Annotated in this window: 24 protein-coding genes; 6 read left to right on the top strand and 18 right to left on the bottom strand. The window is 68.0% G+C overall.

The annotated features are described in order from the left end of the window. Positions 1–11: 11 nt before the first annotated feature. On the top strand, positions 12–1,355 hold the full coding sequence (locus JF542_RS14940; RefSeq protein ID WP_207076403.1) for a hypothetical protein: 1,344 nt from the start codon (positions 12–14) through the stop codon (positions 1,353–1,355). After that, positions 1,343–2,857, top strand: a complete 1,515-nt coding sequence (gene gatB, locus JF542_RS14935) for an Asp-tRNA(Asn)/Glu-tRNA(Gln) amidotransferase subunit GatB (RefSeq protein ID WP_007797613.1) — start codon at positions 1,343–1,345, stop codon at positions 2,855–2,857. The genes JF542_RS14940 and gatB overlap by 13 nt, the downstream gene beginning before the upstream one ends. Positions 2,858–2,976: 119 nt before the next feature. Here the strand turns inward: gatB and JF542_RS14930 are convergent, their stop codons facing one another. The 8 genes from JF542_RS14930 to JF542_RS14895 form a co-directional block, all read right to left on the bottom strand. After that, a complete protein-coding gene (locus JF542_RS14930; protein ID WP_207076402.1) occupies positions 2,977–4,266 on the bottom strand; it encodes a DEAD/DEAH box helicase in 1,290 nt (429 codons plus the stop codon). 291 nt (positions 4,267–4,557) lie between these two features. Continuing rightward, the gene (locus JF542_RS14925; protein ID WP_207076401.1) at positions 4,558–5,952 is read right to left on the bottom strand and encodes an amidase; all 1,395 of its coding nucleotides are present in this window, start codon (positions 5,950–5,952) and stop codon (positions 4,558–4,560) included. Between the two features lie 28 nt (positions 5,953–5,980). Beyond that, entirely contained in the window at positions 5,981–6,880 is a 900-nt protein-coding gene (locus tag JF542_RS14920; RefSeq protein ID WP_207076400.1) for a 2-hydroxyacid dehydrogenase, read from the bottom strand. Between the two features lie 2 nt (positions 6,881–6,882). Then, complete coding sequence (locus JF542_RS14915) at positions 6,883–8,496, bottom strand: ABC transporter ATP-binding protein (RefSeq protein ID WP_207076399.1); 1,614 nt, start codon at positions 8,494–8,496, stop codon at positions 6,883–6,885. Beyond that, entirely contained in the window at positions 8,493–9,326 is an 834-nt protein-coding gene (locus tag JF542_RS14910; RefSeq protein WP_040544582.1) for an ABC transporter permease, read from the bottom strand. Before JF542_RS14910 ends, JF542_RS14915 begins: the two co-directional genes overlap by 4 nt. 3 nt (positions 9,327–9,329) lie before the next feature. Further along, the gene (locus JF542_RS14905) at positions 9,330–10,307 is read right to left on the bottom strand and encodes an ABC transporter permease (RefSeq protein ID WP_007797594.1); all 978 of its coding nucleotides are present in this window, start codon (positions 10,305–10,307) and stop codon (positions 9,330–9,332) included. A 104-nt stretch (positions 10,308–10,411) separates the two neighbouring features. Next, positions 10,412–11,959, bottom strand: a complete 1,548-nt coding sequence (locus JF542_RS14900; RefSeq protein WP_007797590.1) for an ABC transporter substrate-binding protein — start codon at positions 11,957–11,959, stop codon at positions 10,412–10,414. Positions 11,960–12,039: 80 nt separating this feature from the next. Then, positions 12,040–12,810 (bottom strand): class II aldolase/adducin family protein, encoded by a 771-nt coding sequence (locus JF542_RS14895; RefSeq protein WP_007797587.1) that lies wholly within the window; start codon positions 12,808–12,810, stop codon positions 12,040–12,042. A 128-nt stretch (positions 12,811–12,938) separates the two neighbouring features. Here JF542_RS14895 and JF542_RS14890 point away from each other — a divergent pair, with 128 nt between their 5' ends. The 4 genes from JF542_RS14890 (at position 12,939) to JF542_RS14875 (ending at position 17,460) form a co-directional block, all read left to right on the top strand. Beyond that, positions 12,939–13,637, top strand: a complete 699-nt coding sequence (locus JF542_RS14890) for a GntR family transcriptional regulator (RefSeq protein WP_207076398.1) — start codon at positions 12,939–12,941, stop codon at positions 13,635–13,637. Beyond that, on the top strand, positions 13,637–14,665 hold the full coding sequence (locus JF542_RS14885; RefSeq protein WP_207076397.1) for a histone deacetylase family protein: 1,029 nt from the start codon (positions 13,637–13,639) through the stop codon (positions 14,663–14,665). The genes JF542_RS14890 and JF542_RS14885 overlap by 1 nt, the downstream gene beginning before the upstream one ends. Then, on the top strand, positions 14,662–15,945 hold the full coding sequence (locus JF542_RS14880) for an ArgE/DapE family deacylase (RefSeq protein ID WP_207076396.1): 1,284 nt from the start codon (positions 14,662–14,664) through the stop codon (positions 15,943–15,945). The genes JF542_RS14885 and JF542_RS14880 overlap by 4 nt, the downstream gene beginning before the upstream one ends. Before the next feature lie 132 nt (positions 15,946–16,077). Beyond that, positions 16,078–17,460 (top strand): aspartate aminotransferase family protein, encoded by a 1,383-nt coding sequence (locus tag JF542_RS14875; protein ID WP_007797577.1) that lies wholly within the window; start codon positions 16,078–16,080, stop codon positions 17,458–17,460. A 134-nt stretch (positions 17,461–17,594) separates the two neighbouring features. Here the strand turns inward: JF542_RS14875 and nagA are convergent, their stop codons facing one another. The 10 genes from nagA to atpD form a co-directional block, all read right to left on the bottom strand. Continuing rightward, entirely contained in the window at positions 17,595–18,734 is a 1,140-nt protein-coding gene (nagA, locus tag JF542_RS14870; RefSeq protein WP_207076395.1) for an N-acetylglucosamine-6-phosphate deacetylase, read from the bottom strand. 72 nt (positions 18,735–18,806) lie between these two features. Beyond that, positions 18,807–19,652 carry a F0F1 ATP synthase subunit gamma gene (locus JF542_RS14865; protein ID WP_207076394.1) on the bottom strand — a complete coding sequence of 282 codons (846 nt, stop codon included), beginning with the start codon at positions 19,650–19,652 and terminating at the stop codon, positions 18,807–18,809. Then, positions 19,649–21,181: a F0F1 ATP synthase subunit alpha gene (locus JF542_RS14860; RefSeq protein ID WP_207076393.1), complete on the bottom strand. Its 1,533-nt coding sequence runs from the start codon at positions 21,179–21,181 to the stop codon at positions 19,649–19,651. The genes JF542_RS14865 and JF542_RS14860 overlap by 4 nt, the downstream gene beginning before the upstream one ends. Next, positions 21,174–21,908 carry a F0F1 ATP synthase subunit delta gene (locus tag JF542_RS14855; RefSeq protein ID WP_207076392.1) on the bottom strand — a complete coding sequence of 245 codons (735 nt, stop codon included), beginning with the start codon at positions 21,906–21,908 and terminating at the stop codon, positions 21,174–21,176. The genes JF542_RS14860 and JF542_RS14855 overlap by 8 nt, the downstream gene beginning before the upstream one ends. A 13-nt stretch (positions 21,909–21,921) precedes the next feature. After that, positions 21,922–22,170 carry a F0F1 ATP synthase subunit C gene (locus tag JF542_RS14850; protein ID WP_007797564.1) on the bottom strand — a complete coding sequence of 83 codons (249 nt, stop codon included), beginning with the start codon at positions 22,168–22,170 and terminating at the stop codon, positions 21,922–21,924. A 2-nt stretch (positions 22,171–22,172) separates the two neighbouring features. Then, positions 22,173–22,868: a F0F1 ATP synthase subunit A gene (locus JF542_RS14845; protein WP_207076443.1), complete on the bottom strand. Its 696-nt coding sequence runs from the start codon at positions 22,866–22,868 to the stop codon at positions 22,173–22,175. Beyond that, on the bottom strand, positions 22,865–23,137 hold the full coding sequence (locus tag JF542_RS14840) for an N-ATPase subunit AtpR (RefSeq protein WP_207076391.1): 273 nt from the start codon (positions 23,135–23,137) through the stop codon (positions 22,865–22,867). Before JF542_RS14840 ends, JF542_RS14845 begins: the two co-directional genes overlap by 4 nt. Then, complete coding sequence (locus JF542_RS14835; RefSeq protein WP_207076390.1) at positions 23,134–23,412, bottom strand: AtpZ/AtpI family protein; 279 nt, start codon at positions 23,410–23,412, stop codon at positions 23,134–23,136. The genes JF542_RS14840 and JF542_RS14835 overlap by 4 nt, the downstream gene beginning before the upstream one ends. After that, positions 23,409–23,873: a F0F1 ATP synthase subunit epsilon gene (locus tag JF542_RS14830; protein ID WP_207076389.1), complete on the bottom strand. Its 465-nt coding sequence runs from the start codon at positions 23,871–23,873 to the stop codon at positions 23,409–23,411. Before JF542_RS14830 ends, JF542_RS14835 begins: the two co-directional genes overlap by 4 nt. Continuing rightward, positions 23,870–25,300, bottom strand: a complete 1,431-nt coding sequence (atpD, locus tag JF542_RS14825; RefSeq protein ID WP_207076388.1) for a F0F1 ATP synthase subunit beta — start codon at positions 25,298–25,300, stop codon at positions 23,870–23,872. Before atpD ends, JF542_RS14830 begins: the two co-directional genes overlap by 4 nt. Between the last annotated feature and the right edge of the window lie 360 nt (positions 25,301–25,660).

The raw sequence follows: 25,660 nt of genomic DNA, 5'->3' as shown, positions 1-25,660 counted from the left end.
ATGTTGCGCGCATGTCAGACATCGCCCGCCCCGCATCGCTCCTCCGGTTTGCCCGCGCCGTGCTGTCACGGAAGCGGCTCCGGCCGCGTCCTGTCGGCGCCACGGTGGCGCCTGCCGGTGAGACCGAGCGCCCTGCCACCGTCGAACCCGCGAAGATCCACATCCCCCTGCGCGAAAGCTCGCCCGACGCTTCGGATTGCGAGAGCCTGCGCCTGGCCGGGCGCTACCTCGCGCGGCAGGAAGACTGGGAGACATTGGCCGAACGGCTGCGCGAGGCCGATACTGGCCGCGCGGCGACGTGCGGCGGCATGCCCATTGCGCGGCTGCTCGCCGAGGGGGCCTGCTCGGACGTGGTCGAGACCGCGCTCGCCGCCGTCACCGGAAACGATGCCACGACGGCGCGGCAGACGCTGTACTGCCTGCATGACGCCGTCGACGGGCTGGCAGAGTCCGCGTGGCTCTCCTATGCCGTCGCACAAGCCCATCTGACCGTGGCCGAGGCGTGGGAGGCCGTCCCGGCGAGCGGCGACGCCCTGACACTGCGCCGCGACGCCCGCTCACAGCACCTCGAGACCGCGGCGCGACTGATCGCGCCGTTTCATCCGCTGGAGTTCGATTCGCCGGCCATCGCCGCGCTGCGCTGCGCCCTGCTCGAACTCGATCCGCGCCCGAGCCGCCGGGTGATCGACGAGTACGAGGACCTGATCGACCTCGATCCCGCCTGCCCCGCCCACATGCGCGCGCTCGGCCGGGACCTGATGCCGACCCGTTTCGGAAACTGGGACCGGCTCGAACTCGAGGCCCGACGCACCGCCGGGCGCACCGCCGATATCTGGGGGGCCGGCGGCTATGTCTGGGTCTGGTTCGACGCGCTCGCAAGCGGCCAGCTGCGCGGCTTCGCCCATGTCGATGCGGAACTCTTCACCGAGGGCCTTCACGACATCCTCACCCGCCGTCCCGACCAGCACACCGCCAATCTTCTCGCGGCCTTCTGCGGCATGAGCCTCTCGGGTGCGTCGGAGCCCAGCAGCGCCCGGGCCCGGATCAGCGGCTGCTTCGGCTGGATCGTCGAGGACCACCTGCGCGAGATCCATCCCGCGCTCTGGGCCAACGCCCGGGCCTTCGCCGGCAAGACCGACGCCAGCGATCGCCTGCGCCTCGGCGAGAGCCGCGCGCGCTCGGCGCTGGCTGAGCATTTCGCCCATCAATTGCGCCTCGGGCGCGAGGTCCGCTTCACCGAGGCCGGTGTCACGCTGTCTCCGTCGCCCTGCGCCGCCAGCGCTCTTGCTCCCTCTGCCGCTCTGGCGTATCCCCGTCGCGAATTGCGAGACGAGGATACGCCATGCTTGACCTGAGCTTCGAGCCCCCCAAACCCAAGGTCATCGCCGGGGCGAAATACGACTGGGAACTGGTGATCGGCATGGAGGTCCATGCGCAGGTCTCTTCCGAGGCCAAGCTGTTCTCGGGGGCCTCCACCAAGTTCGGCGCCGAGCCGAACTCGAACGTGGCCTTCGTGGACGCGGCGATGCCGGGCATGCTGCCGGTGATCAACGAATACTGCGTCGAGCAGGCGGTGCGCACCGGGCTCGGCCTGAAGGCCGAAATCAACCTGAAATCCGCCTTCGACCGCAAGAACTACTTCTACCCGGACCTGCCGCAGGGCTACCAGATCAGCCAGCTCTACCACCCGATCGTGGGCGAGGGCGAGGTGATCGTCGACATGGAGCCGGGCATCGCCCGCCTCGTGCGGATCGAGCGCATCCACATCGAACAGGACGCCGGCAAGTCGATCCACGACATGGATCCGAACATGTCCTTCGTCGACCTCAACCGCACCGGCGTGGCGCTGATGGAGATCGTCTCGCGCCCCGACATCCGCGGCCCCGAGGAAGCGGCGGCCTACGTGTCGAAGCTGCGCCAGATCCTGCGCTATCTCGGCACCTGCGACGGCAACATGCAGAACGGCAACCTGCGCGCCGACGTGAACGTCTCGGTCTGCCGTCCGGGCCAGTACGAGAAATACCAGGAAACGCAGGACTTCTCGCATCTCGGCACCCGCTGCGAGATCAAGAACATGAACTCCATGCGCTTCATCCAGCAGGCCATCGATTACGAGGCGAAGCGCCAGATCGCCATCCTCGAGGCCGGCGGTTCCATTGACCAGGAGACCCGTCTCTACGATCCGGACAAGGGCGAGACGCGCTCGATGCGCTCCAAGGAAGAAGCGCATGATTACCGCTACTTCCCCGATCCCGACCTGCTGCCGCTCGAGATCGAGCAGGCCTGGGTCGATGACATCGCCGCCTCCCTGCCCGAGCTGCCCGACGAGAAGAAGGCGCGCTTCGTCAAGGAGTTCGGCCTGTCCGAGTATGACGCCAGCGTGCTGACCGCCGAGGTCGCCAACGCCGCCTTCTTCGAGAAGGTCGCGGGCGACGCCGGCGACGGCAAGCTCGCCGCCAACTGGGTGATCAACGAGCTCTTTGGCCGGCTGAAGAAGGAAGGCCACGAGATCACCGAGAGCCCGGTCTCCCCGGCGCAGCTCGCCGGCATCGTGCGGCTGATCAAGTCGGATGCGATCTCGGGCAAGATCGCCAAGGACCTGTTCGAGATCGTCTACACCGAAGGCGGCGACCCGGAGCAGATCGTCGAAGAGCGCGGCATGAAGCAGGTGACCGACACCGGCGCCATCGAGACCGCGGTCGACGAGATCATCGCCGCCAACCCGGCACAGGTCGAGAAGGCCAAACAGAACCCCAAGCTCGCGGGCTGGTTCGTGGGCCAGGTGATGAAGGCCACCGGCGGCAAGGCCAACCCCAAGGCGGTGAACGAGATCGTCGCGAAGAAGCTGGCCCAGTAAGCCGCTTTCTTCCGCTCAGAACAGAAAACGCCCGGACGGAGATCCCCGTCCGGGCGTTTTGTCTTCACCGGAGCCAAGATTTTTAGCTAAAAATCTTGGCCCGTCCCTGTCCTTGGCGCTCAGGCTGCGCGACGGCGCGGACGACGCCGCCGCTGGCCCTGGCCACCGCCGGGCTTGCCGGCACCCTGCGGCTTGCCACCGCCGAAGCCGCCACGGCCCCGGCCGCCACCACCGCCGCCGCCACCGCGACGACGGCGCGGGCCGCCCTCGGTCAGCTCGGTCGGCGCGTCACCGGAAGCGACGGGGATGTCGATCTTCATCAGCTTCTGGATCTGGCGCAGCAGGTCCGCCTCGTCCGGCGCGCAGAAGGCGATGGCCTCCCCTTCGCGGCCAGCCCGCGCGGTGCGGCCGATGCGGTGCACGTAGTTGTCCGGCACTTCCGGCAGGTCGTAGTTGACCACGTAGGCCACGCCGGGAATGTCGATGCCGCGGGCCGCCACGTCGGTGGCGACGAGCACGTTGATGTCGCCGTCGCGGAACGCCTTGATGGCGCGGTCGCGCTGGCCTTGGCTCTTGTTGCCGTGGATCGAGGCGGCGTTGTAGCCATCGGCCACCAGCCCCTTCATCAGCCGCTCGGCGCCGTGCTTGGTGCGGGCGAAGACCAGCGTCAGCGACTCGTCATCGCGGCCCAGAACCTCGCGCAGCTTCGACGGCTTGCCGGCCTTGTCGACGAAATGCACCGACTGGGTGATCTTGTCGGCGGCCTTGCCCGGGGGCGAGACCTGCACCCGGCGCGGGTTGGTCAGGTAGGCGGAGGAGAGCTCTTCCATCTGCTTCGGCATGGTGGCCGAGAACAGCATGGTCTGGCGCGGGGTACCAAGCTGCGGCGCGATGCGGCGCAGGGCGTGGATGAAGCCCATGTCGAGCATCTGGTCGGCCTCGTCGAGCACCAGCTGGCGCACGGTGGACAGGTCCACCGCCTTGCGGTCCATCAGGTCGATGAGACGGCCCGGCGTGGCGACAAGGATGTCGGTGCCGCGGCTGAGGAAGTTGATCTGGCGGTTGATCGACTGGCCGCCGACCACGGTGCCGACCCGCAGCTTGGTGCCGTCGGTGAGCTGACGCAGGCTGTCGGCGATCTGGTTGACCAGCTCGCGGGTCGGCGCCAGCACCAGCGCCTTGACGGTCTTGGGCGCCGGCTTGCCGGGCTGGGCCAGCAGGCCATCGATCAGCGGCAGGCCGAAGGCCAGCGTCTTGCCGGTGCCGGTCTGGGCGAGGCCAAGCACATCGTGCCCCTCGAGCGCCAGCGGAATGGCCTGGTTCTGGATCGGGGTCGGCTCGGAAAAGCCGTTGCGCTTCAGGGCTTCGGAGAGGGTCGGCGCAAGGCCGAGCATGTCGAAATCGAACAAGAGATATCCTTTGTCGGGCCGCACGGCCCTTCCTCGGGCACGGATACGGCGTACGAACCTGCCGCCCGAGAGGCGACACGGTCAGGGTGCGGCGCGGCCTCGGGACAGGCGGGCGTATCCCGCGCCATCCGGCCGTCGCATCGAGAACCCTGCGTGATGGGGAAATCGGTATTGGCAACGCTGATGCGCCCGACAGGGAGGGATCCTCCCGCCCAATGGCGCGGCTAGCTCACGCGGCAGCGCAGCGTTACCGTCCCAAATGGGGCTTTGCGCCCCATCTGTCAAGCTTTGTCAGGACACGAGGCCGGGAAAGCCGAACCCGCGCTCGAGCACTTCGCCCGCGTCGCAGAGCACGTCCTCGCGCCACGGCGCGCCGATCAGGTGCACGCCAGAGGGCACGTGATCGAGCACACCCGAGGCCACGGCGATGCCCGGCAGGCCCAGCGCCGGGAAGGCGATCTGGGGCAGTTGCGCCTCCCAGAGCCGCGCCACCGCGTCGCCACCTTCAAGGTCGGCATCCTGCTTGAATGGCAGCTCCGCCGAAACCGGCATCAGCACCACCGGGTAGTCCTGCAGGAAGTGGCGCCAGTGCCGGGCCAGCGTGGCGCGGCGCTGGAACACCTCGCCGAAGCGCTTGGCGTCGATGGCCTCGGCGCGGGGCGCGTAGTGCTCGAGCAGCGCGATGGCACCGGGATCGCCCTCTTCATGCGCCATGCGCAGCTTGGTGGCGTGATCGTCCGAGAGCCACAGGTCGATCTGCAGCTCCACCGCCTCGCGGATTTCCGGCACCTCGGCAGGCTCGTCGACCTGCCAGCCGGCGGCGCGGAAAATCGCCGCGGCGCGGTCGAGATCCTCTAGGATGCGCGGATCGGTGTCGATGCCGCCCGGGCGCTTCACCAGCGCCACGCGGCGGCGGTAGGTCGGGCCGACCAGCGGCACCGGGGCGCTCCAGACATCCTCGGGCGCGTAGCCCGCCATGCCCTCTAGCCCCAGCCGCAGGTCGTCGACCCGGCGCGCCAGCGGGCCCGAAACCGCCATCAGCTGCGGCCCCACGCCGCGATCGCCGGAAGAGGCGTTGAACATCGGCACGCGGCCAAGCGTCGGGCGCAGCCCCTGCACGCCGCAGGCATAAGCCGGATAGCGGATCGAGCCCGCGATGTCGGTGCCGTGGCCGATATGGCCCATGCCGGTCGCCACCGCAGCCCCTGCCCCGCCCGACGAGCCGCCGGCGGTCAGCGTGTCATTGTGGGGGTTCTTGGTGTCGCCGTAGAAGTTGTTGGTGGAGAACCAGCGATAAGAGAAGGCCGGTGTGTTGGTCCGCCCGATGACGATGGCATCCTTCTCGCGCAGATGGCGCAGGAAGGGCGCGTCCTCGGTCGCCATCACGTCCTTGAAGATGCGGCAGCTGTTGGTCGAGGCATAGCCCGCCTGATCCGAGAGCACCTTGATGGTCACCGGCACGCCCGCCAGCGCCCCCACCGCCTCGCCCTTGGCGATGCGCGCGTCAAGCGCCTCGGCCTCGGCCATGGCGTCCGCGCCGCAGTCCTGGATGATCGCGTTCACCTGCGGGTTCATTTTGGCGACGCGGTCAAGCGTCTCGCGGATGACGGAGCTGGCAGAGAGCGCGCCCGAGCGGACGCGGGCCGCGAGTTCACGGGCGGAGAGGTCGTTGGGATCGGTGGTCATGGCGTCCTGCGGGGAGAAGAGGAGAGGATCAGGCGGGAACGAGCGCGCGCATCCGGTCGCGGATGCCGCGCACGACAAAGGTGGCCTCGGGGATCGACGCCACATGCGGGGTGATGAGCACCTTGGGATGGCCCCAGAGCGGGCTCTCTGCCGGCAGCGGCTCGGTGTCGAAGACATCCAGCGACGCGCCGCAGAGGTGACCCGCGTCGAGCACCTCGAGCAGTTGCGCCTCGTCGACCTGCCCGCCGCGCCCCATGTGGATCAGCGCCGCCCCCTCGGGGAGTTTGCGCAGGAAGGCGGCGTCGATCAGGCCCTTGGTCTGCTCGGTCAAAGGCAGCACGTTCACCAGCATGTCGCTCTCGGCGAGGAACGCGTCCATCTGGCCATCGATGAAATGGCGCACGCCCGGCTCGGGCGGACTGGGCTGCGAGCGCGCATAGGCCGAGACCGGGTAGCCCAGCGCCATGAGGCCCTTGGCAATGGCGCGGCCCATGTGGCCGAAGCCCAGCACGCCGACCCGCTTGTGGGTCGGCGACAGCCCCGTCAGCACACGCTCCCACACGGCGTCGCGTTGCTGGGCGACGTATTGCGCCATGTGGCGGTGATGCCAGTGCACGTGAAAGGCCGCATAGCCCGCCATCTGCAGCGCCTGGTCTGCATCCTCGACACGGTAGACCGGCACGCCCTCGGGCAGCGATGGACAGGCGTCAATGGCGTCGGTCCCGGCCCCGGCGGAGAACACCGCCTGCAGATTGGGATAGGGCGCGAAGGCATCGTCGGCCGGGCGGAAGGTGAACACGAAGGACACCTCCTCGGGGCGCTCGACATCCTCGGGGCGCAGGATGGTGATCTCCGGCGCCTCGGCGGCGAAGATCGGGCTGAAGCGGTCGAACATCTCGAACGCGGTGTTGGTGACGACCCCGATCATGCTCAGGCCGCTCCCTGCTGGTCCCAGTCGGCACCGGGCACGGCGGCGAGCAGCTTGCGGGTGTACTCCTGCTTCGGGTTCAGGAAGATGTCGTGCACCGTCCCGATCTCGACCAGCTTGCCCTTCTGCATCACCGCGATGCGGTCGCAGAGCTGCGCCGCGACCCGCAGGTCGTGGGTGATGAACAGGATCGACAGCTCGAGCTTCTCGCGCAGCTCCCGCAGCAGGTCGAGCACCTGCGCCTGGATCGACACGTCGAGCGCCGAGACCGCCTCGTCGGCGATGATCAGCTCGGGGTCCATCGCAAGCGCGCGGGCGATGCCGATGCGCTGACGCTGGCCGCCGGAGAACTCGTGCGGGAAGCGGCTGGCAGCATCCGCCCCCAGCCCCACGATCTCGAGCAGCTCGCGGGCGCGGGCCTCGGCCTCTTTGCGCGGAATGCCGCGGGTGATCGGCCCGTCGGTGATCGCGCCCATGATGCGCTGGCGCGGGTTGAGCGAGGCATAGGGATCCTGGAACACCATCTGGACCTTGTGGCGCTGCTTGCGCAGCTCCTCGTCGGACAGCGCCGCAAGATCGGTGCCGCCGACCATCACCTGCCCGCCATCGGGGGTGACGAGCCGCACCGCGGTGCGCCCGAGCGTCGACTTTCCCGAGCCCGATTCGCCGACGAGCCCAAGCACCTCGCCGCGCGCCACGGTGAGCGAGACATCGTCCACCGCGCGCACCTCGCGCACCGGTTTGAACATGCCGCCGCCAGTGCGGTAGATCTTGCGCAGCCCCTTGATCTCGAGCGCCGGCGTCTCCGAGAGCTGCCGTGCCTCCGGCAGCTTGCCGGTCGGGATCGCCTCGAGCAGACGCTTGGTATAGTCGTGCTGCGGGTTCTCCAGCACCTCGGTGGCAGAGCCGCGCTCGACCACCTTGCCCATGCGCATGACGATCACCTGGTCGGCGATCTCGGCCACCACGCCGAAGTCATGGGTGATGAACATCACCGCCATGCCGCGCTTCTCGCGCAGGTCGAGGATCAGCTTGAGGATCTGCGCCTGCGTCGTCACGTCGAGCGCCGTCGTGGGCTCGTCGGCGATCAGCAGCTTCGGCTCGAGCGCCAGTGCCATGGCGATCATCGCCCGCTGCCGCTGTCCGCCGGAAAGCTGGAACGGATAGGCGCGGATGATCTTTTCGGGATCTGGCAGCTGCACCTCGCGGATCAGTGCGAGCGCCTTCTCGCGGCGCTCGGACTGGGTGTAGCGGTCATGCGCGGCAAACACCTCGACGATCTGGTCACCGATGCGCATCAGCGGGTTCAGCGCCGTCATCGGTTCCTGGAAGATCATCGCCATGCTGGCGCCGCGCAGCGCCTGCTTCTCACCCTCGGGCAGACGCAGCACGTCGCGGGCCTCGAACATGGCGCGCCCCGCTTTCACGTTCACGCCCGGCGGCAACAGCCCCATCAGCGCGTTGGCGGTCATCGACTTGCCGGAGCCGGATTCACCGACCACGCAGAGGATCTCGCCCTTCTCGATGGCCATGCTCACGTCCTCGACCGCGAAGGGGCGATCCGCGCCCTCCGGCAGGCCGATGGTGAGGTGTTCGATGGAAAGTGTCGTGCTCATGCCTTGCCCTTCCGGGAGAGGTGCGGGTTCAGCGCGTCGTTGAGACCTTCGCCGATGAGGTTCAGCGCCAGCACCGTGATGACGATGGCGATGCCGGGGAAGAAGCTCAGCCACCAGGCCGAGCGGATCACCGTGCGCGCGGCACCGATCATGTAGCCCCAGCTCATGGCATTGGGATCGCCGAGGCCGAGGAAGGAGAGCGAGCTCTCCAGCAGGATCGCGGTGGCGACCATCAGCGAGGCCATGACGATGATCGGCGAGACCGTGTTGGGCAGCACCTGCCGCACCAGGATGCGCGGCTTCGACAGGCCCGCCAGCGTCGCGGCATCGACGAACTCGCGCTTTCGCACCGACATCACCTCGGCCCGCACCAGGCGCGCCACCGGCGGCCAGGAAACAATGGCGATGGCGAGCGTGATCGAGGCCAGCGTCGGCTCGAAGATCGCCACCAGCACGATGGCCAGCGCGAAGTTCGGGATGGTCTGGAAGAACTCGGTGAAGCGCATGGCGCCTTCATCGACATATCCGCCATAGAACCCGGCCAGCGCGCCAAGCGGCACCCCGATGAGCAGAGCCACCAGCGTCGAGACCAGCCCGACCAGCAGCGAGACCCGCGCGCCATAGGCCAGCTGGGCAGCCACGTCGCGGCCCAGCGTGTCGGTGCCGAGCGGCAGGCTCTCCATCGCAAACGGCGCAAGGAACGGGCGCTGCACCATCTGCCAGGGCGTGTTGGCGAAGATCAGCGGCGCGAAGATGGCGATGAAGATGACGGCGACAAGCAGGACGACCCCGACCATGGCACCGATATTGCTTCTGAAACGTTTCCACATGGCTCAGGCCCTCGCTCCGATCCGGGGATCGACGATCCGGTAGACGATGTCGGTCACGATGTTGAACAGGATGACCATGGCGGCGGACACGAGGAAGACCCCGAGGATGGTGTTGTAGTCGCGCGCGGCGAGGCTTTCGAACATCAGCCGGCCGATGCCGGGCCATGCGAAGACGGTCTCGGTCAGAACGGCGCCGCCGACGAGTTGCCCTGCCTGCAGGCCGGCCAGCGTGACCACCGGCAGGATGGCGTTGCGCAGGATGTGGCGGCGGCGGATCACCGGGCCTGACAGGCCCTTGGCCTTGGCGGTCTTGACGAAGTCCGCGGTCGAGACCTCGAGCATCGAGGCCCGCGTCATGCGCATGTAGACCGCCATGAAGAACAGCCCCAGCGTCAGCGCCGGCAGGATCAGGTGCTTGAGGATGTCGATGGCACGGGCAAAGCCCGAGAAATCGGAGCCCACGGTCTCGTAGCCGAAGCCGGGCAGCCAGCCGAGCCAGACCGAGAACACCAGCACCGCCATCAGCGCCAGCCAGTAGAGCGGCGTGGCGTAGAACAGCAGCGCCAGCGTGGTCAGGAGCGAATCCGACACCTTGCCGACGCGGGCGGCGGCGGCGACGCCCAGCGCGATGCCGCAGGTCAGCGAGATCACGAAGGCGGTCAGGGTCAGCAACAGCGTTGCCGGCAGCCGCTCGGCGATCAGGTCGATCACCGGGGCGCTCTGGCGGAAGGAATAGCCAAGATCCAGCTGCACGATGCCGGCGATATACTTGCCGAGCTGCACGTAAAGCGGCTGGTCAAGGCCGAAGCGTTCGCGCAGCTGCGCGATCATCTGCTCGTCGGCCGCGCCCGCCTCGCCTGCCAGCACCACCGCCGGGTCACCCGGCGCTGCGTGCAGCAGACAGAAGTTCAGGACAGCGATGGCAAGCAGCGTGAGTGCCGCCTTCGCGAGCCGCGAGAGGATTGCGATGAGAATGGTCATGCGTCCTCGGAGGGGAATCTGTTTCCCGAGGCGCCGTCCACGGGGAAGGGGCGGCGCCTCGAGGTCAGGCCGGACAAGGGACAGTCCGGCCCGAACCGGTTGGGTTACTGCTCGATCCAGGCGTTGCGCGGGCCGTCATTGACACCGATGCCGGTGGTCACGAGGTCCTTGATGTCGCAACGGTAGATGGTCGGGAACTCGAGCTCGAGAAGCCACGCCACGGGCACGTCGTCGACGATCTCCTGCTGGATCTCGTTATAGGCGGCCTGACGCTCTTCCGGCGAGATCATGGTCGCGGCGGCGAACCACTTCTCGTCGAGCTCGGGGTTGTCGTAGCCTTCGACGTTGTTCCACGGGCTGCCCTTCTGGATGCGGTCGGCGGTGTAGTTGCGCGACACGCCCAGCGCGGGATCGCCGTACTGGTAGAGATAGGTGAAGGCCATGTCGTAGTCCCACTGGGACGTCTTCTCGTTCCAGCCCGCGACGTCGGTGCTGTCGATCGACACGTTGATGCCGACCTCGCTCAGGTTCTGGCGGATGGCCTCGGCCCAGCGCTGCCAGGTTTCGCCATAGGGCAGCGGCAGCAGGCGGACCTCTTCACCGTCATAGCCCATCTCGGCCAGCAGCTCCTCGGCCTTCTCGGGGTTGTGATCGTAGATCGTCACGTCGTCCGAGTAGAAGTTGGTCTTCGACGAGACCGGGCCGGTGGCGACGTTGCCGAAGCCGTTCCACACCACGTCGCGCTGGAAGTCGCGGTCCATCGCGTACATCACCGCCTGGCGGAAGCGCACGTCGCTGGTCGGACCTTCGCGGTTGTTGAGCCACATCCATGCGTGCGGCGCGAAGAACTCCCAGCCCGAGCCGGTCGAGCAGACATTGTCCATCTCGGTCAGACGCGGCACGTCCCAGTTCTCGACCGAGCCGCCGGGCAGCACGTCCACTTCGCCGGTCTCGAAGGCCACGGCGCGGGCGGCGGCATCCGGGATCACGCGGTAATAGACCTCGTCGAGATAGGGCAGACCGTCGACATAGTAGTCCTCGTTCTTCACGAGGTGGATGTAGCTGCCCTTTTCCCAGGCCTCGAACTTGAACGGGCCGGTGCCGATCGGCGTGGCGTTCATCTCGTTGTTGGCGAAATCGGTGCCTTCATAGATGTGCTTGGGCACGATGGGCATGGTGCCGGTCTCGAAGACGCTGATGAACGGGCCGAAGGGCTCCTTCAGCTGGAACACCACGGTGGTGTCGTCCGGCGCGGTGATGCTCTCGACATAGGCCAGCGAGGCGCGCAGGCGGGCGTGAGTCTCGCGCAGGAAGACATCGGCAGAGAACACCACGTCCTCGGCGGTGAAATCCTCGCCGTCGTGCCACTTCACACCTTCGTTGAGCGTGAAGGTGTAGGTCAGGCCGTCGTCCGAGATCTCCCAGCTTTTCGCCAGCAGCGGTTGCGGCTGCAGATCGGTGCCGTAGCGCAGCAGGCCCTCGTAGATGTCGCCGGCAACAAGCTGCGTCGGGCCGTTCTGCACCAGGCCCAGCATCAGCGAGGGCGGTTCGGGCTGAACCACGATGTCGAGCCGGCCACCGGCCTCCTGGGCGGCAAGCGGCGCCGCGAGGGCGGCGGCGATCAGGAAGGTCGTCGCTTTGAGATGTTTCATGTTTTCCCTGTCAGTTTGGTTTCGGGGGTGTCGGGCCCGGTTCTGCGCCGGGCCGCATTGGTTATCTCTCGGGTCGCCACTCAGCCCTTGTAGCCGGGAGCGGCGGTTTCCAGCATCCGCAGGAAGGCATCCCATTCGGGATCCTTGCCGCCGGCGCCTTCCATCTTGTCATACATTTTCTGATATTGGCCGGCCGTGTGCTCGGCGACATCGTCGGGCAGCACGATCGGCGTCTGCCCCATGCCCAGAGCCGCCACCTGCGCCTTGCAGGACCGCTCGAGGTTCAGCGCCAGTTTCACCGCCTCTGCGACCGAGCGGCCCAGCAGCAGCGTGCCATGGTTGCGCAGCAGCATCACCTGCTTCTCACCGAGATCGGCCACGATGCGCTCGCGCTCCTCGAGGTTCAGCGCGATGCCTTCGTAGTCGTGGAAGGCGATTCGGTTGAAGAACTGCGCCGACCACTGGTTCAGCGGCAGCAGCCCCTCCTTGATCGAGGACACCGCGACACCGGCGACGGTGTGGGTGTGCAGCACGCAGACCGCGTCGTGCCGCGCCATGTGCACGGCCGAGTGAATGGTGAAGCCGGCCGCGTTGACGCCAGCGCCATAGGGATCGTCGACCACCGCGCCGGTCTCGTCCACGGTGACGAGATTCGCCGCCGTCACCTCGTCGAAGCGCAGGCCGTAAGGGTTCAGAAGGAAGCGCTTCTCGCCACCCGGACCATCCGGCAGACGCGCGGAGATATGGGTGTAGATGCCGTCATCCATTCCGAAATGCGCGATCAGCCGGTAGGCGGCAGCCAGATCGCGGCGCAGCTGGGTGACGGTGTCGGCGGGTGCTCCATCGGGCATCAAAGTCGTCCTTTTCATCGCTTGCCGTAAAGAAAGGCCGAGAACGCATCTTTGGTCAAGGAAATTGTCGACAATCGGCAAACCTACAATTAGCGTGATCGCAACTTGTGCATTTCGGTTTCGATTTCATGGACCCAAAACAGGACAGCGACGGCTTTCAGCCTCTCGACCGCGAGGGACTCGTTCAGCGCGTCGCGCGCCTGCTCAGCAAGGCGATCGTGACCGGTCAGCTGTCACAGGGCGAACGGCTCTCCGAATCGGTGGTGGCCCGCCAGCTCGGTGTGAGCCGCGCCCCGGTGCGCGAGGCAGCGCGGCTGCTCGAGAACTCTGGCTTAGTGACCTACCTGCCCAATCGCGGCTTCTTCGTGCGCTCGATCACGGCGCGCGAACTGGCCGATCTCTACGAATTCCGGCTGGTGATCGAGACCGCGGCGGTACGCCGTCTGATCCGCGACGGGATGGGCAAGAGCGGCCCCCGCCTTGTTCAACAGATCGAAGAGATGCGCCGCGTCGCCGGCCCCGGCTTCGACATGCTGACGCAGGTCGAGGCGGACATGGAATTCCACCGGCTGATCTGCGCGGGCTCGGGCAACCCGAAGTTCCTCGCCACATTCGACCAGATCGCGATGGAGTCGGAACTGACGATCATGATGATCGGCCGGCTCTACGATGACGCCCAGAAGCTGGCCGACACCCACCAACCCATCCTCGACGCGATGCTGCGCCACGACGAGCCCGAGGCCGTCGAGGCGCTGCGCTACCATATCGAGGTCGCCCGCGACCTCGTTGTCGAGCAATTCCGCAACATGGAAGAGAAGCCAGACTGATGAAGTGTTTCTATGCCCCCGAGACCGACCTCCACGATCCGGTCTTTCGCCTGACCCACGGCAAGATCCTGCGCAACGCCGAGCAGGCCGAGCGCGCAAAGCTGCTGAAGGCGGGGCTCGATCAGCTTGGCCTCGAGGCCATCGAACCGGCGGAAGCCTCGCGCGATGCGCTCGCGGAGGTCCACACGGAAGACTTCCTCACCTTCCTCGAGACCGCTTGGGAGGAATGGCAGGCGCTGCCGAATGCCGGCCCCGAGGTGGTGCCGAACGTCTTTGCGCAGCGCGGCTTCGCGACCTACCCGGCCAGCATCGTCGGGCGCGCCGGCTGGCACATGGGCGACACGTCGGCCCCGATCGGCGAGCACACCTGGACCGCATCGCGCCGGGCCGCCGACTGCGCCGTCGCTGCCGCAGACGCGGTGCTGGCCGGAGATCGCGCCGCCTATGCGCTCTGCCGCCCCGCCGGGCATCACAGCTCGGCCGACATGGCCGCCGGGCACTGCATGATGAACAACTCCGCCGTCGCCGCCGCGCGGCTGCGCAGCCAGCACGACAAGGTCGCGACGCTGGATATCGACGTGCATCATGGCAACGGCACGCAAGCGATCTTCTACGAGCGCGACGACGTGATGACGATCTCGATCCACGCCGATCCCGAGACCTACTACCCGTTCTTCGTCGGCTACGCCCACGAGACCGGCGCCGGCGCAGGCACGGGCTTCAACACCAACTACCCCCTGCCCCGCACCACCACCGACGAGGCCTGGCTGAAGACCATCGCGGACGCGCTGGAGAAGATCGCCGCCTACCAGCCGGGCGCGCTGATGCTGAGCCTTGGGCTCGATGCGCACGAGAACGACCCGCTGCTCGGCATGCAGATCAGCTGGGACGGCTTCCGACGCGCCGGCGAGATGATCGCCGCCGCCGGCTACCCCACGGTGATCGTGCAGGAAGGCGGCTACCTCTCCGAGGACCTCACCACTTCGCTGGTCTCCTTCATGGAAGGCTTCATGGGGCGCGGGACATGACCCTCTCTGCCGAGCTGACCGAAAAGATCCTCGCCGCCGTCGAAGAGGGCTTCGAGGACCAGATCGCCTTCACCGAGGCGCTTGGCCGGTTCCCGTCCCTGCGGGGACAGGAGGCGACCGCACAGGATTTCCTGCATGACGCGCTGAAGGCCCGCGGCTACGCGATGGACCGCTGGACCATCGAGGTGGACGACATCAGGCACCACCCCGGATTCTCGCCGGTCGAGGTCGATTACTCCAACGCGATCAACGTGGTGGGCACCATGCGTCCGCGCGAGGAGACGGGGAAGTCGCTGGTGCTCAACGGCCATGTCGACGTTGTCCCCACGGGGCCGCTTGATATGTGGAGCCACCCGCCCTTCGAGCCGAAGCGCGACGGCGACTGGCTCTATGGTCGCGGCATCGCAGACATGAAGGCCGGGATCGCCGCCAATATCTTTGCCGTGGATGCGCTCAAGCGCCTCGGCTACCGACCCGCCGCCACGCTCTACCAGCAATCGGTGGTCGAAGAGGAATGCACCGGCAACGGCGCGCTCGCGGCGCTTCTGCGCGGCTACAATGCCGATGCCGCGATCATCCCCGAGCCCGAGGACGACATGCTGGTGCGCGCCAATACCGGCGTGCTGTGGTTCCGCGTCCGGGTGCAGGGCGCACCGGTGCACGTGCGCGAGGCCGGCTCCGGCGCCAACGCCATCGAGGCGGCCTACGACCTGATCAAGGGGCTGCGCGAGCTCGAGGAGGCGTGGAACGCCCAAAAGGGCGAGCACCGGTATTTCGAAGAGCTCGAGCACCCGATCAACTTCAACGTCGGCAAGATCGCCGGCGGCGACTGGGCCTCCTCGGTGCCGGCCTGGTGCGAATTCGACTGCCGCATCGCGCTCTATCCCGGCATCAAGGCCGCGGACGCCGCGCGCGAGATCGAGGACCACCTGCGCCGGGTCTCGGACCGCATCCCGTTCCTCGCCAACAACCCGCCCGAGGTGATCTTCAACGGCTTCTTCGCGGAGGGCTACGTGCTCGAGGAAGGCACCGAGGCCGAGGAAACCCTCGCCCGCGCCCACATGTCGAGCTACGCCAAGCCGCTCGAGAGCTTCGTGACGCCGGGCTATCTCGACGGGCGGGTCTTCGTGATCTACGGCGAGACCCCCTGCCTCGTCTACGGGCCCTATTCCGAAGCCATCCACGGCTTCGACGAGCGCGTCAAACTGTCGTCGGTGAAGCGCGTGACCGGCACGATCGCGCTGTTCATCGCGGAATGGTGCGGACTGGAAAAGATTTGATCAAATTCTCCCCGTGACCTTTGACCCAAAGTCATCTTAACTGTGCGCCAACGGGGACCTGAGTCTCCCGCGGCCTTCTCCCCAACCGAAACCTCAGGCCCTGCGGGGGCCACTGCCAATACGGAGACCAACATGAACCAGCGTCCGAACTCGCTTCACGCCGCCGACATCGCCTACACGATGCACCCCTACACCAACATGCGCCTGCACGAGGAAAAGGGTCCGATGATCATGAGCCATGGCGACGGTGCCAAGGTCTATGACACCGAGGGCAAGGAATATTACGAGGCGCTGGCAGGCCTGTGGTCGGTCGCCGTGGGCTTCTCCGAAAACCGCCTCGCCGACGTGGCCTACGAGCAGCTCAAGAAGCTGCCCTACTACCACACCTTCGCGCACAAGTCGCACGAGCCGTCGATCCGCCTCGCCGAGAAGCTGGTCGAGATGACCCCGGAAGGGCTCAATAAGGTGTTCTTCACCAACTCCGGCTCCGAGGCCAACGACACCGTCGTCAAGATGGTCTGGTTCCTCAACAACGGCCTTGGCCGCCCGGAGAAGAAGAAGTTCCTGTCGCGCAACAAGGCCTATCACGGCATCACCATCGCCTCGGGCTCGCTTACCGGGCTGCCGGCGAACCAGAAGGATTTCGACCTTCCGGCGATTCCGGTCACCCACCTGACCACGCCGCATTACTGGAAGTTCGCCGAAGAGGGCGAGACCGAGGAGCAGTTCACCGCGCGCCTGCTCAAGGAGCTCGAGGACACGATCCTTGCCGAGGGCCCCGAGACCATCGGCGCCTTCATCGGCGAGCCGGTGATGGGTGCCGGCGGCGTCATGGTGCCGCCCGAGGGCTACTGGCCCGGCGTTGCCGAGATCTGCAAGAAATACGACATCCTGCTGGTGGCCGACGAGGTCATCAACGGCTTCGGCCGCACCGGCAAACCCTTCGGCTGCGAGCGCTTCGGCTTCACCCCGGACATCCTCGTGACCTCGAAGCAGCTGACCTCGTCCTACATGCCGCTCGCCGCGATCGTGGTGAACGACAAGGTCTATGACGCCATTGCCGACAACACCGCCAAGCTCGGCACCTTCGGCCACGGCTTCACCGGTTCGGGCCACCCGGTCGCCTGCGCCGTGGGCCTCGAGAACCTGAAGATCATCGAAGAGAAGGATCTGATGGGCAATGCCGAGCGCCTCGAGCCGATGTTCCAGGACGGTCTGCGCAAGTTCGCCGATCACCCGCTGGTCGGCGAAGTGCGCGGCGTGGGCCTGATCGCGGGCGTCGAGCTGGCCAAGAACCGCGACACCCGCGAGGCCTTCGAGCCGGCGGGCTCGATGGCGGCCAAGGTCGTGGCGCTCTGCGCCGAGGAAGGCCTGATCGTGCGCAACGTCTACGAGACCGTGGCGTTCTGTCCGCCGCTGATCGTCACCGAAGACGACCTGACCGAGATCCTCGCCCGCTTTGGCCGGGCGCTCGACCGGGCGCTCGACTGGGCAAAATCGGAAGGCATGGTCTGAGTTGCCTGAGATGGCTGCAGGCTGAGAACACCGGAGCGGGGGCGCTGCCCCCGGACCCCCGGGATATTTTCGGCCAGAAGAAGACAGGGGCGTTGAGCGCGCGGTGCGCTCGGCGCCCTTTCTCTTTGGGGTGATCAGAGCGGGGCGATGAGGGCGAGCCCCTGAGCGCGGTGCCGGAGGCGGATGGCGCGGGCCGGGGCGCCGGCGGCGAGGGTTCCGATACCCTGCCCCAGCTTCGCGAGGCGCGCCGGGATTGAGGTCGCCATGGCGAGGGCCCGTTCGAGCGGCAGGCCCAGATCCGAGACCAGAAGGTTGATGGCACGGGTGAGATCGAGATCGGCCCCGGCCAGCGTGCCGTCCTGCAGGACCAGCCGGCCATCGGCGCGGGTGATCTCGCGCCCGTTGAGGCGGAAGCTCTTCGCCTCGGTGCCGGCCACGGCCATGGCGTCGGTGACGAGGAAGATGCCCTCCGGCCGGGCGGCCAGCGCGATGCGCATCGCGGCCGGGTGCACATGCACGCCGTCGGCGATCAGGCCCGCTGCGAGCGCTTGGCTGGCAAGGGCGGCGCCGACGACGCCGGGCTCGCGCTTGTCGAGGCCGCGCATGGCGTTGAAGAGATGCGTCACGCAGCTTGCGCCAGCCCGCGCATAGGCAAGGCAGGTGTCGTAGCTTGCATCGGTATGGCCGAGCGAGACCAGCGCGCCGGCCTCGGCCAGTGCGGCCACCTGCGCTTGAGTGGTGTTCTCGGGGGCGATCGTGACCTTGAGCACCGGCAGGCGGCGGGCGGCGTCGCGGAGCATCGAGAGGTCGGCCTCCGTCATCGGGCGGATCAGCGCGCCGTCATGGGCCCCCTTGCGGGAGAGCGCCAGATGCGGCCCCTCCAGATGCAGCCCGCCGATGCCGGGCACACCCTCGGCGATGGCCTGCGCCACGGCCTCGATCGCGGCGCGGCTGCGCTCGGGCGTGTCGGTGATCAGGGTGGGCAGGATCGTGGTGCTGCCGAGCCTGCGATGAGCTTCGGCGATGGTCGCCAGGCCGGACACCGTGGGGCCGTCATTGACCATCACCCCGCCGCCGCCATTGACCTGCAGATCGACATAGCCCGGAACCAGCAGATCGCCCCCGAGATCAACGACCTCGCCCGCCGCCGCAAGCTCCGCCTCGGGCGCCAGCGCCGTCACGCGGCCGGCCTCGATCCGCAGCGCATGGCCGTGCAGCAGGCGCTGCCCGTCGAAGATCGGGCCGCCGCGATAGGTGGTCTCTGTCATGGTCATCCGCCTCGGCACAGGTTCGGCGCGACCCTAGGAAACCCGCGCACGGGCTGCAATGGGGCCTGCGATGAGCCCTCAGACCAGGCTGCTGGTCGCCAGCTCGGTGATTTCCTGCGTGATGTCCTCCTGCCGCAGGCGGCGGGCCTCGCCGATCATCGCTTGAAGGCTTTCCGAGACGTTGTCCTTGGCGGCCACCATGGCGCGCATCCTTGCCTCGTTCTCGGCGGCGAAGGACAGCATCACAGCCTCGATCAGCTCGGCAAAGATGTGCTCCTCGACAAGCTGCGCCAGCAGCCGCTCGGGCGGCAGGGTCACCAGCGGCGGCAGGCGGCGTTCAGACGGTCGAAACCGGGCGTAGTCGAAGGGCACCAGCTCCTTGATGCGGATCGCCATCGCCCCGCCTGCGCCGGGATCGGCATGGACCAGCGTGACGCGGGTCACCGGCTCCAGCGTGATGCGCCGGAACAGCGCGTCGGTCATCCGGGTGGCCAGCTCCGGGGCCTGCGAGGGATGCGCGATCATCGGGGCGGACCACGCGATGGCGAGTCTGCGCTCCTCGGCGACGCCATGTCCCCGGTCGCCGATCACCACCAGCTCGCAGGTTTCGTCCCAGAGCGGTTCGATGGCCTGGAACACCTTGTCGGAATAGGTGCCGGCAAAGCCCTGCTCGGCGGCGAAGAGCACCACCAGACGGCTGCCCTCGCCGCCATGCAACGGCGCGTCGAGGCCGAGACCCGTGGCGTAGGCCAGCGCCTCGCCGATGGCATCGCCGATGGTGGTGGCATAGGCACGGATGCTCTCGAGATGGCGATTGGCCTCCTGCACCCGCGCTGCCGCGAGGCCGCGCATGGCGGAGATCACCGCGTCGAGCTTGTGCACCGTGACGATGCGCTTCTCGACCTCCGAGAGCCGGCTGCTCATGTCGCCACGGCCTCCCTCTCGCGCCCCTCCTCCGCCAGTCGCGACACCACCGCGACCAACGCGGCGCGGGCCTCATCGGTGAGCGCACGGCTCTTGGCAAGCGCGGCCACCGCGTCGGCGGCGTCGGAGTCGAGCCTGGCGGGCAGCCTGCGGCGCAGTTCAGCCATGCGCCCGACCGGGACCGTGTCGAACACGCCGTCTGCCAGCGCCGCCAGCAGCGCCACCTGGTCGACCAGCCGCAGGCCGGAGAAGCGCGGCTGGGTGAGCAGCCCGCGGATGCGCTCGCCGCGGGCGATCTGTCCCTTGACCCGGGCATTCTGGATGCCGCCGAAACGGGTGAACATCTCGAGCTCCTGGAACTGCGCGTAATCGAGCCGCACGCGGCCCGAGACCTTGCGCAGTGCCGGAGCCTGCGCCTTGCCGCCGACCCGGCTCACCGACAGGCCCACGTCGACCGCCGGGCGCAGGTTGGTGGAGAACAGATGCGTGTTGAGCACAATCTGACCGTCAGTGATCGAGATCAGGTTGGTCGGAATATAGGCCGAGAGGTTGCCGGCATCGGTCTCGGCCAGCGGCAGCGCGGTGAGCGAGCCGCCACCGAGCTCGGGCGAGAGCTTGGCCGCGCGTTCGAGCAGGCGGGCGTGAAGGTAGAACACGTCGCCGGGATAGGCCTCGCGCCCCGGCGGCTCGCGGGTCAGCAGCGCCAGCTCGCGGTGGGTGGCAGCGTGCTGGGTCAGGTCGTCGATGACGATCAGCGCGTCCTGCCCCTTGTCGCGGAAATGCTCGGCCATCGACATGCCGGCGAAGGGTGCGATCCATTGCAGGCCGGGCGCCGCCGAGGCGCTGCCGACGACGAAGATGCAGCGCTCGATGGCGCCGTGCTCGCGCACTGCCGCGACCACGCGCTCGATCGCCGTGGCACGCTGGCCGACGGCGACATAGACGCAGACCACGTCGCTGTGCTTCTGGTTGATGATCGCGTCCACCGCCAGTGCGGTCTTTCCGGTGGCGCGGTCGCCAACGATCAACTCGCGCTGGCCGCGGCCCAGTGCGAAAAGACTGTCGACCACCAGCACGCCGGTCTCGAGCGGCTCGGAGACGAGGCCGCGCTCGATGATCTCGGGCGCCGGGCGCTCGACCGGCAGCCAGTCGTCGGGGGTCGGCGCGGGACCGCCGTCGAGAGGACGGCCAAGTGGGTCGACGATGCGGCCGAGAAAGCCGGCGCCCACCGGCACCCGCAGCACCTCACCGGTGTCGCTGACCTGATCGCCCACCGCGACGCTGGCGGTCTCGTCGAGCAGCACCGCGTTGATCTCCTCGGCGCCGAGGCTGTGGGCGAAGGCGAAGGCGCCGCTCTCGACGCTCAGCAGCGCGCCGAGGCTCACCGAGGGCAGGCCCGAGACATGGGCGATGCCATCGGCCAGCTGGACCACGCGGCCCACCGCCTTGGCCTCGGCCCCGAGATCGGTCCGGTCGAGCTGCGCGCGGCTGCGGGCGAGCCAGTCGGTGCCGGTGCTGCGATCAGTCATGACGTGTCAGCTCCGCTGTGATCCGGGACAGGTCGGCCCGGAAATGGTTGCGCACGATGGCGTTGGTGGCGTCGAGCTCGAGCCCTGCGATGAGATCGGGATCCTCGCGGATCTCGAGCGTAAGCGTGCGGCCCAGCGCCTCGGCGAGGCGGGCCTCGAGCGTGGCGCGCTCCTCGGGCAGGAGCATGCGCGCGGCGCGCACCGGCACCGGGCCGTCGCTGCCCAGACGATCGCGCACCGCGGCAGGCAGCTCGGACACAGCCACCACCAGACCGTCGATGAAGCCCACGGTTCGCGCGGCATCGGGCAGCCGGCGCAGCAGACGCTCGGCGATGTCGGCGGCGAGGTAGCCGGCCTGTTCGTCAAGCTCCTTGCGGCGGTCGGCCTCGGCCCGCGCGAGCGCCGCCTCGGCGCGGCGGCGGTCCTCGGCGATCTCGGCCTGCGCCTGCTCCTTGAGGCGCGCCTTCTCGCGCTCGGCATCCGCCTGCGCGGCGTCGAGCAGGACAGCGCGGCGGGCCGAGATCTCCGCCCGCGCGGCGACCGCCGCCTCGTGCTCGGCCTCGGCGGCCTGCTTCGCGGCCTCCGCCGCGTCGAGATCCGCATGGGCGAGCGCCTGCCGCTTGGCGATGATTTCGGACACCGGGCGGAACAGGAACCGGGCGAGCAGCCAGATCAGGATGGCCGCGTTGACGGTCTGGAGACCGAGTGTCCACCAGTCGATGGTCATGGCGATATGCCGATCAGACGAAGGGGTTGGCGAAAAGCACCAGCAGCGCGATGACGAGGGTGTAGATGGCCATGGTCTCGATCATGGCGAGGCCCACGAACAGGGTGCGGCTGAGGGTGCCGGCGGCTTCGGGCTGGCGCGCGATGGCGTCCATCGCGGCGGCAACGGCGCGGCCCTCGCCCAGCGCCGGGCCGATGGCGCCGAAGCTCACCGCGATGGCGGCGGACAGCACCGAGACGATTTCAACAAGATTGCCTTCCATGGTCACTCAGACTCCTTGGCGGTGAGAGGGATCTCCTCGCTCTCTCCAGCGGCGGCGCCGATGAAGACGGTTGCGAGGATCGCGAAGATGTAGGCCTGCACGGCGCCGGTCAGCAGCTCGAGCGCCATCAGCGGGATGGGCACGAAGAGCCCGGCCAGAGACAGCACGATGCCGACGACGAAGACGCCCGACATGACGTTCCCGAACAGGCGGATGATGAGCGAGAAGGTACGCGTGATCTGCTCGATGAGGTTAAGCGGCATCATCACCCAGCTGGGCTCCACGAAGGTGTCGAGATAGCCCCTGAGCCCGCGCCCGGAGATGCCGAAGGCGATGGTCGCCACGAAAACCCAGAGCGCCAGCGCCGCGTCGGTCTCGATATGGGCGGTGGGCGGCTCGATGCCGGGGATCAGCGACATCCAGTTGGCGAACAGTACAAAGAGCAGCAGCGTGCCGATCAGCGGCCGGAACGGCGCTGGATCGCGGCGCATCGTCTCGCGGATCTGGTCGTCGAGCACGTTGACGAAGAGCTCGAGCACGGTCTGGGTCTTGCTCGGCAGGATGGCGAGCTTGCGGGTGGACAGGAAGGCGAAAAGGCCCAGCCCCGCCATGATCAGCCAGGTGACGACCACCGGCTCGGAGATCGGCACCGGCCCAACATGGAACAGGACAACATGTTCGAGCGGGCTTTGCATCAGCTCTCCCTCCGGGCGCGGCGGACCACCACCTCGCGGCCCAGCACCAGCCCCAGCGCGCCTGCAAGCAGCGGCAACGCGCCGAGTTGCACCAGCCCGAAGAGCACCAGCGCCACGAGCGCAAGGCGCAGGAGCTGCAGCGCCACGGCTTTCTTCGGCGCGCGCCCCTCGAGATAGAGCGCTGTTAGCCGGCGCAGGCTGGCGAAATGCGCCAGCCCGACGAGGAAGCCCGAGACGAGGCCAAGGGCGGCATATGCGAGATCCGGTGTCATTGCCTGTGCATCCATCTCCAGACCGCGTGCATGCCGATGGCGGCGCCGAGGAAGATCCCGGCGGCGGTGAACATGATCCCGGTGTCGGCGACCCGGTCGAGGAACCGGCCCAGCACCACGCCCAGCAGCATCGGCACCAGCACCGCCCAGCCGAGTATGCCGATCTGGCCGAGCCGCGCGCCGAGCGAGGGCTCGGGATCGCTCTGCTTCATCCGCTCCAGATTTGCGGCCTTGCGCGCGGCGTGTTCGACGGCGTCTTTCTCCTGCCGGGTCATCTCGGTTCTCCCTGTTCGGCGCCGACGCCCGAGGGATGCGGCAGCACGTCCCCCTGCCCCGGGCGAAGCAGACGGATCATCTCGCGCACGGCATTGGCATGCAGGCGCATCTGCTCGACACGCTCGCGCCGCCCGGCATCGTCCTGATCCCGGCGGAAAGCAGCGATCCGGTCCTCGAGCGCGTGGATGTCCTCGCCGAGGATGGCGTCTCGGCAGGCGATGGCGATCTCGTGCCCGCCGGTGACCGAGAGCAGCCCGGCACGGACGCCGGCGAACTGCTCGGGCCTGCCCGCGCTGCGCCAGCGGATGATGGAGGCCGGCAGGACGGTAAGGAAATCGGTGTGCCCCGGCAGGATGCCGAAGCCGCCGCTCTCGTCCTGCGCCCGCAGCGAGGTGACCTCGGCATCGTCGACCACCACGTCCATCGTGGTGGTGATGACCAGATGCAGCGGCGCGCTCATGATGCCGCCTCCCGCGCCGTGTCTTCCTTGGCGCGCGCATCCTCGAGCGTGCCCACCATGAAGAGCGAGCTCTCGTCCCAGTCGTCGCAGGCGCCCTCGAGGATGGCGCGGCAGCCGGCGATGGTGTCCTCGAGATCGACCGAGACGCCGGCCATGCCGGTGAAGGCCTCGGTCACGGTGAAGGGCTGCGTGAGGAAGCGCTGCAACCGGCGGGCCCGCTCGACCACCTTGCGGTCATCGCGGCTCAGCTCCTCCATGCCGAGGAGCGCGATGACATCCTGTAGCTCGCGGTAATGCTCGATCGAGCGACGCACCTCGTTGGCGATGCGCACGTGCTCTTCGCCCACGAGAAGCGGATCGAGCAGGATCGAGGACGAGGCGATGGGATCGACAGACGGGTACATGCCGTCCGCGGCCATGGCGCGCGACAGCACCACCATCGAGTCCACGTGGCCGGCGATGGCGACCACCGCGGGATCGGTGAAATCGTCCGCCGGCACGTAGACCGCCTCGATCGCGGTGACCGAGGCCTCGCCCACCGAAGCGATGCGCTCCTGAAGGTCCGCCACCTCGGTGGCCAACGTCGGCTGATAGCCCACGCGGCTCGGCAGTCGCCCGAGCAGGCCCGAGACCTCCGAGCCCGCCTGCACGAAGCGGAACACGTTGTCCATGAGAAGCAGCACGTTCTTCTGCTCGGCATCGCGGAAGTGCTCGGCGATGGTCAGCGCCGTCATCGGCACCCGCCAGCGAGCGCCCGGAGGCTCGTTCATCTGGCCATAGACCAGCACCGTTCGGTCGAGCACCCCGGCCTCGGTCATGTCGAGCAACATTTCGTGGCCCTCGCGCGAGCGCTCGCCGATGCCCGAGAACACCGAGATGCCGTCATAGCCTGCCACCATCGAGTGGATCAGTTCCATCACCAGTACCGTCTTGCCGACGCCCGCGCCGCCGAACATCGCCGCCTTGCCGCCCTGCGCCAGCGGGGTCAGCAGATCGACCACCTTGATGCCGGTGCGAAACGGCTCCGACGCCCCGCCGCGCGCCCGCAGCGGCGGCGGCGCGGCGTGGATCGCGCGGCGCGGAGCCTCCTCCGGGAGCGGCCCCTTGCGGTCGCCGGTCCGGCCGGTGACATCGAGCAGACGGCCCAGCACCGCCCCGCCCACCGGCACGGTGAGCGGACCGCCCAGCGTCGTGACGCGCTGGCCGCGCGCGAGCCCGTTGGTGTTGTGCAGCGCGATGGTGCGCACGGTGGTGCGATCCCGCTGCGCCGCGACCTCGAGCAGGATGCGGCGGTCGTCCGCTGCCTCGGTCTCGAGCGCATCGTTGATCGCCGGGATCGCCTCGCCGGGGAAGGTGACGTCGACAACGGCGCCCCGAACCGCGACCACCGTCCCTGCGACGGCTATTTCCTGTGAATCCAAAGACATTGGCTCTCTTCCGAAATCTGCGTCGAGGATAGACCTATCGAGGCGAGTGCGGGGTGATCTAGGTCAAGGAAAACGCGAGTTCCCGGTTTCGTGACCTCGCCGCGCGGAACACCCGGACAGGCGCCACCACCAACGCCCGCAGCGCAAAGCTGCGCGCCCTTGCCGCCCTCGCGGGCACCACACTCGCCCGCTGTGGGCACGGCGCGCGAGACTGGTCTGCTGAAGGAGTCTGGCCGACGCGCCCAGTTTCTACGCCTGCGAGCATCAAGGGCCATTGCGACTCTGCACGAAGCCGATCGCCCCACGCTGAGACGGCATTCGAAGGGGCGCAGACCGAGGGCGTCCCGCGCGAGTTAATCA

This window comes from Salipiger bermudensis (assembly GCF_017309175.1).
GTDB lineage: Bacteria > Pseudomonadota > Alphaproteobacteria > Rhodobacterales > Rhodobacteraceae > Salipiger > Salipiger bermudensis.
The sequence above is the reverse complement of the archived record's forward strand: the minus strand, read 5'-3'. Positions and strand labels throughout refer to the sequence as shown.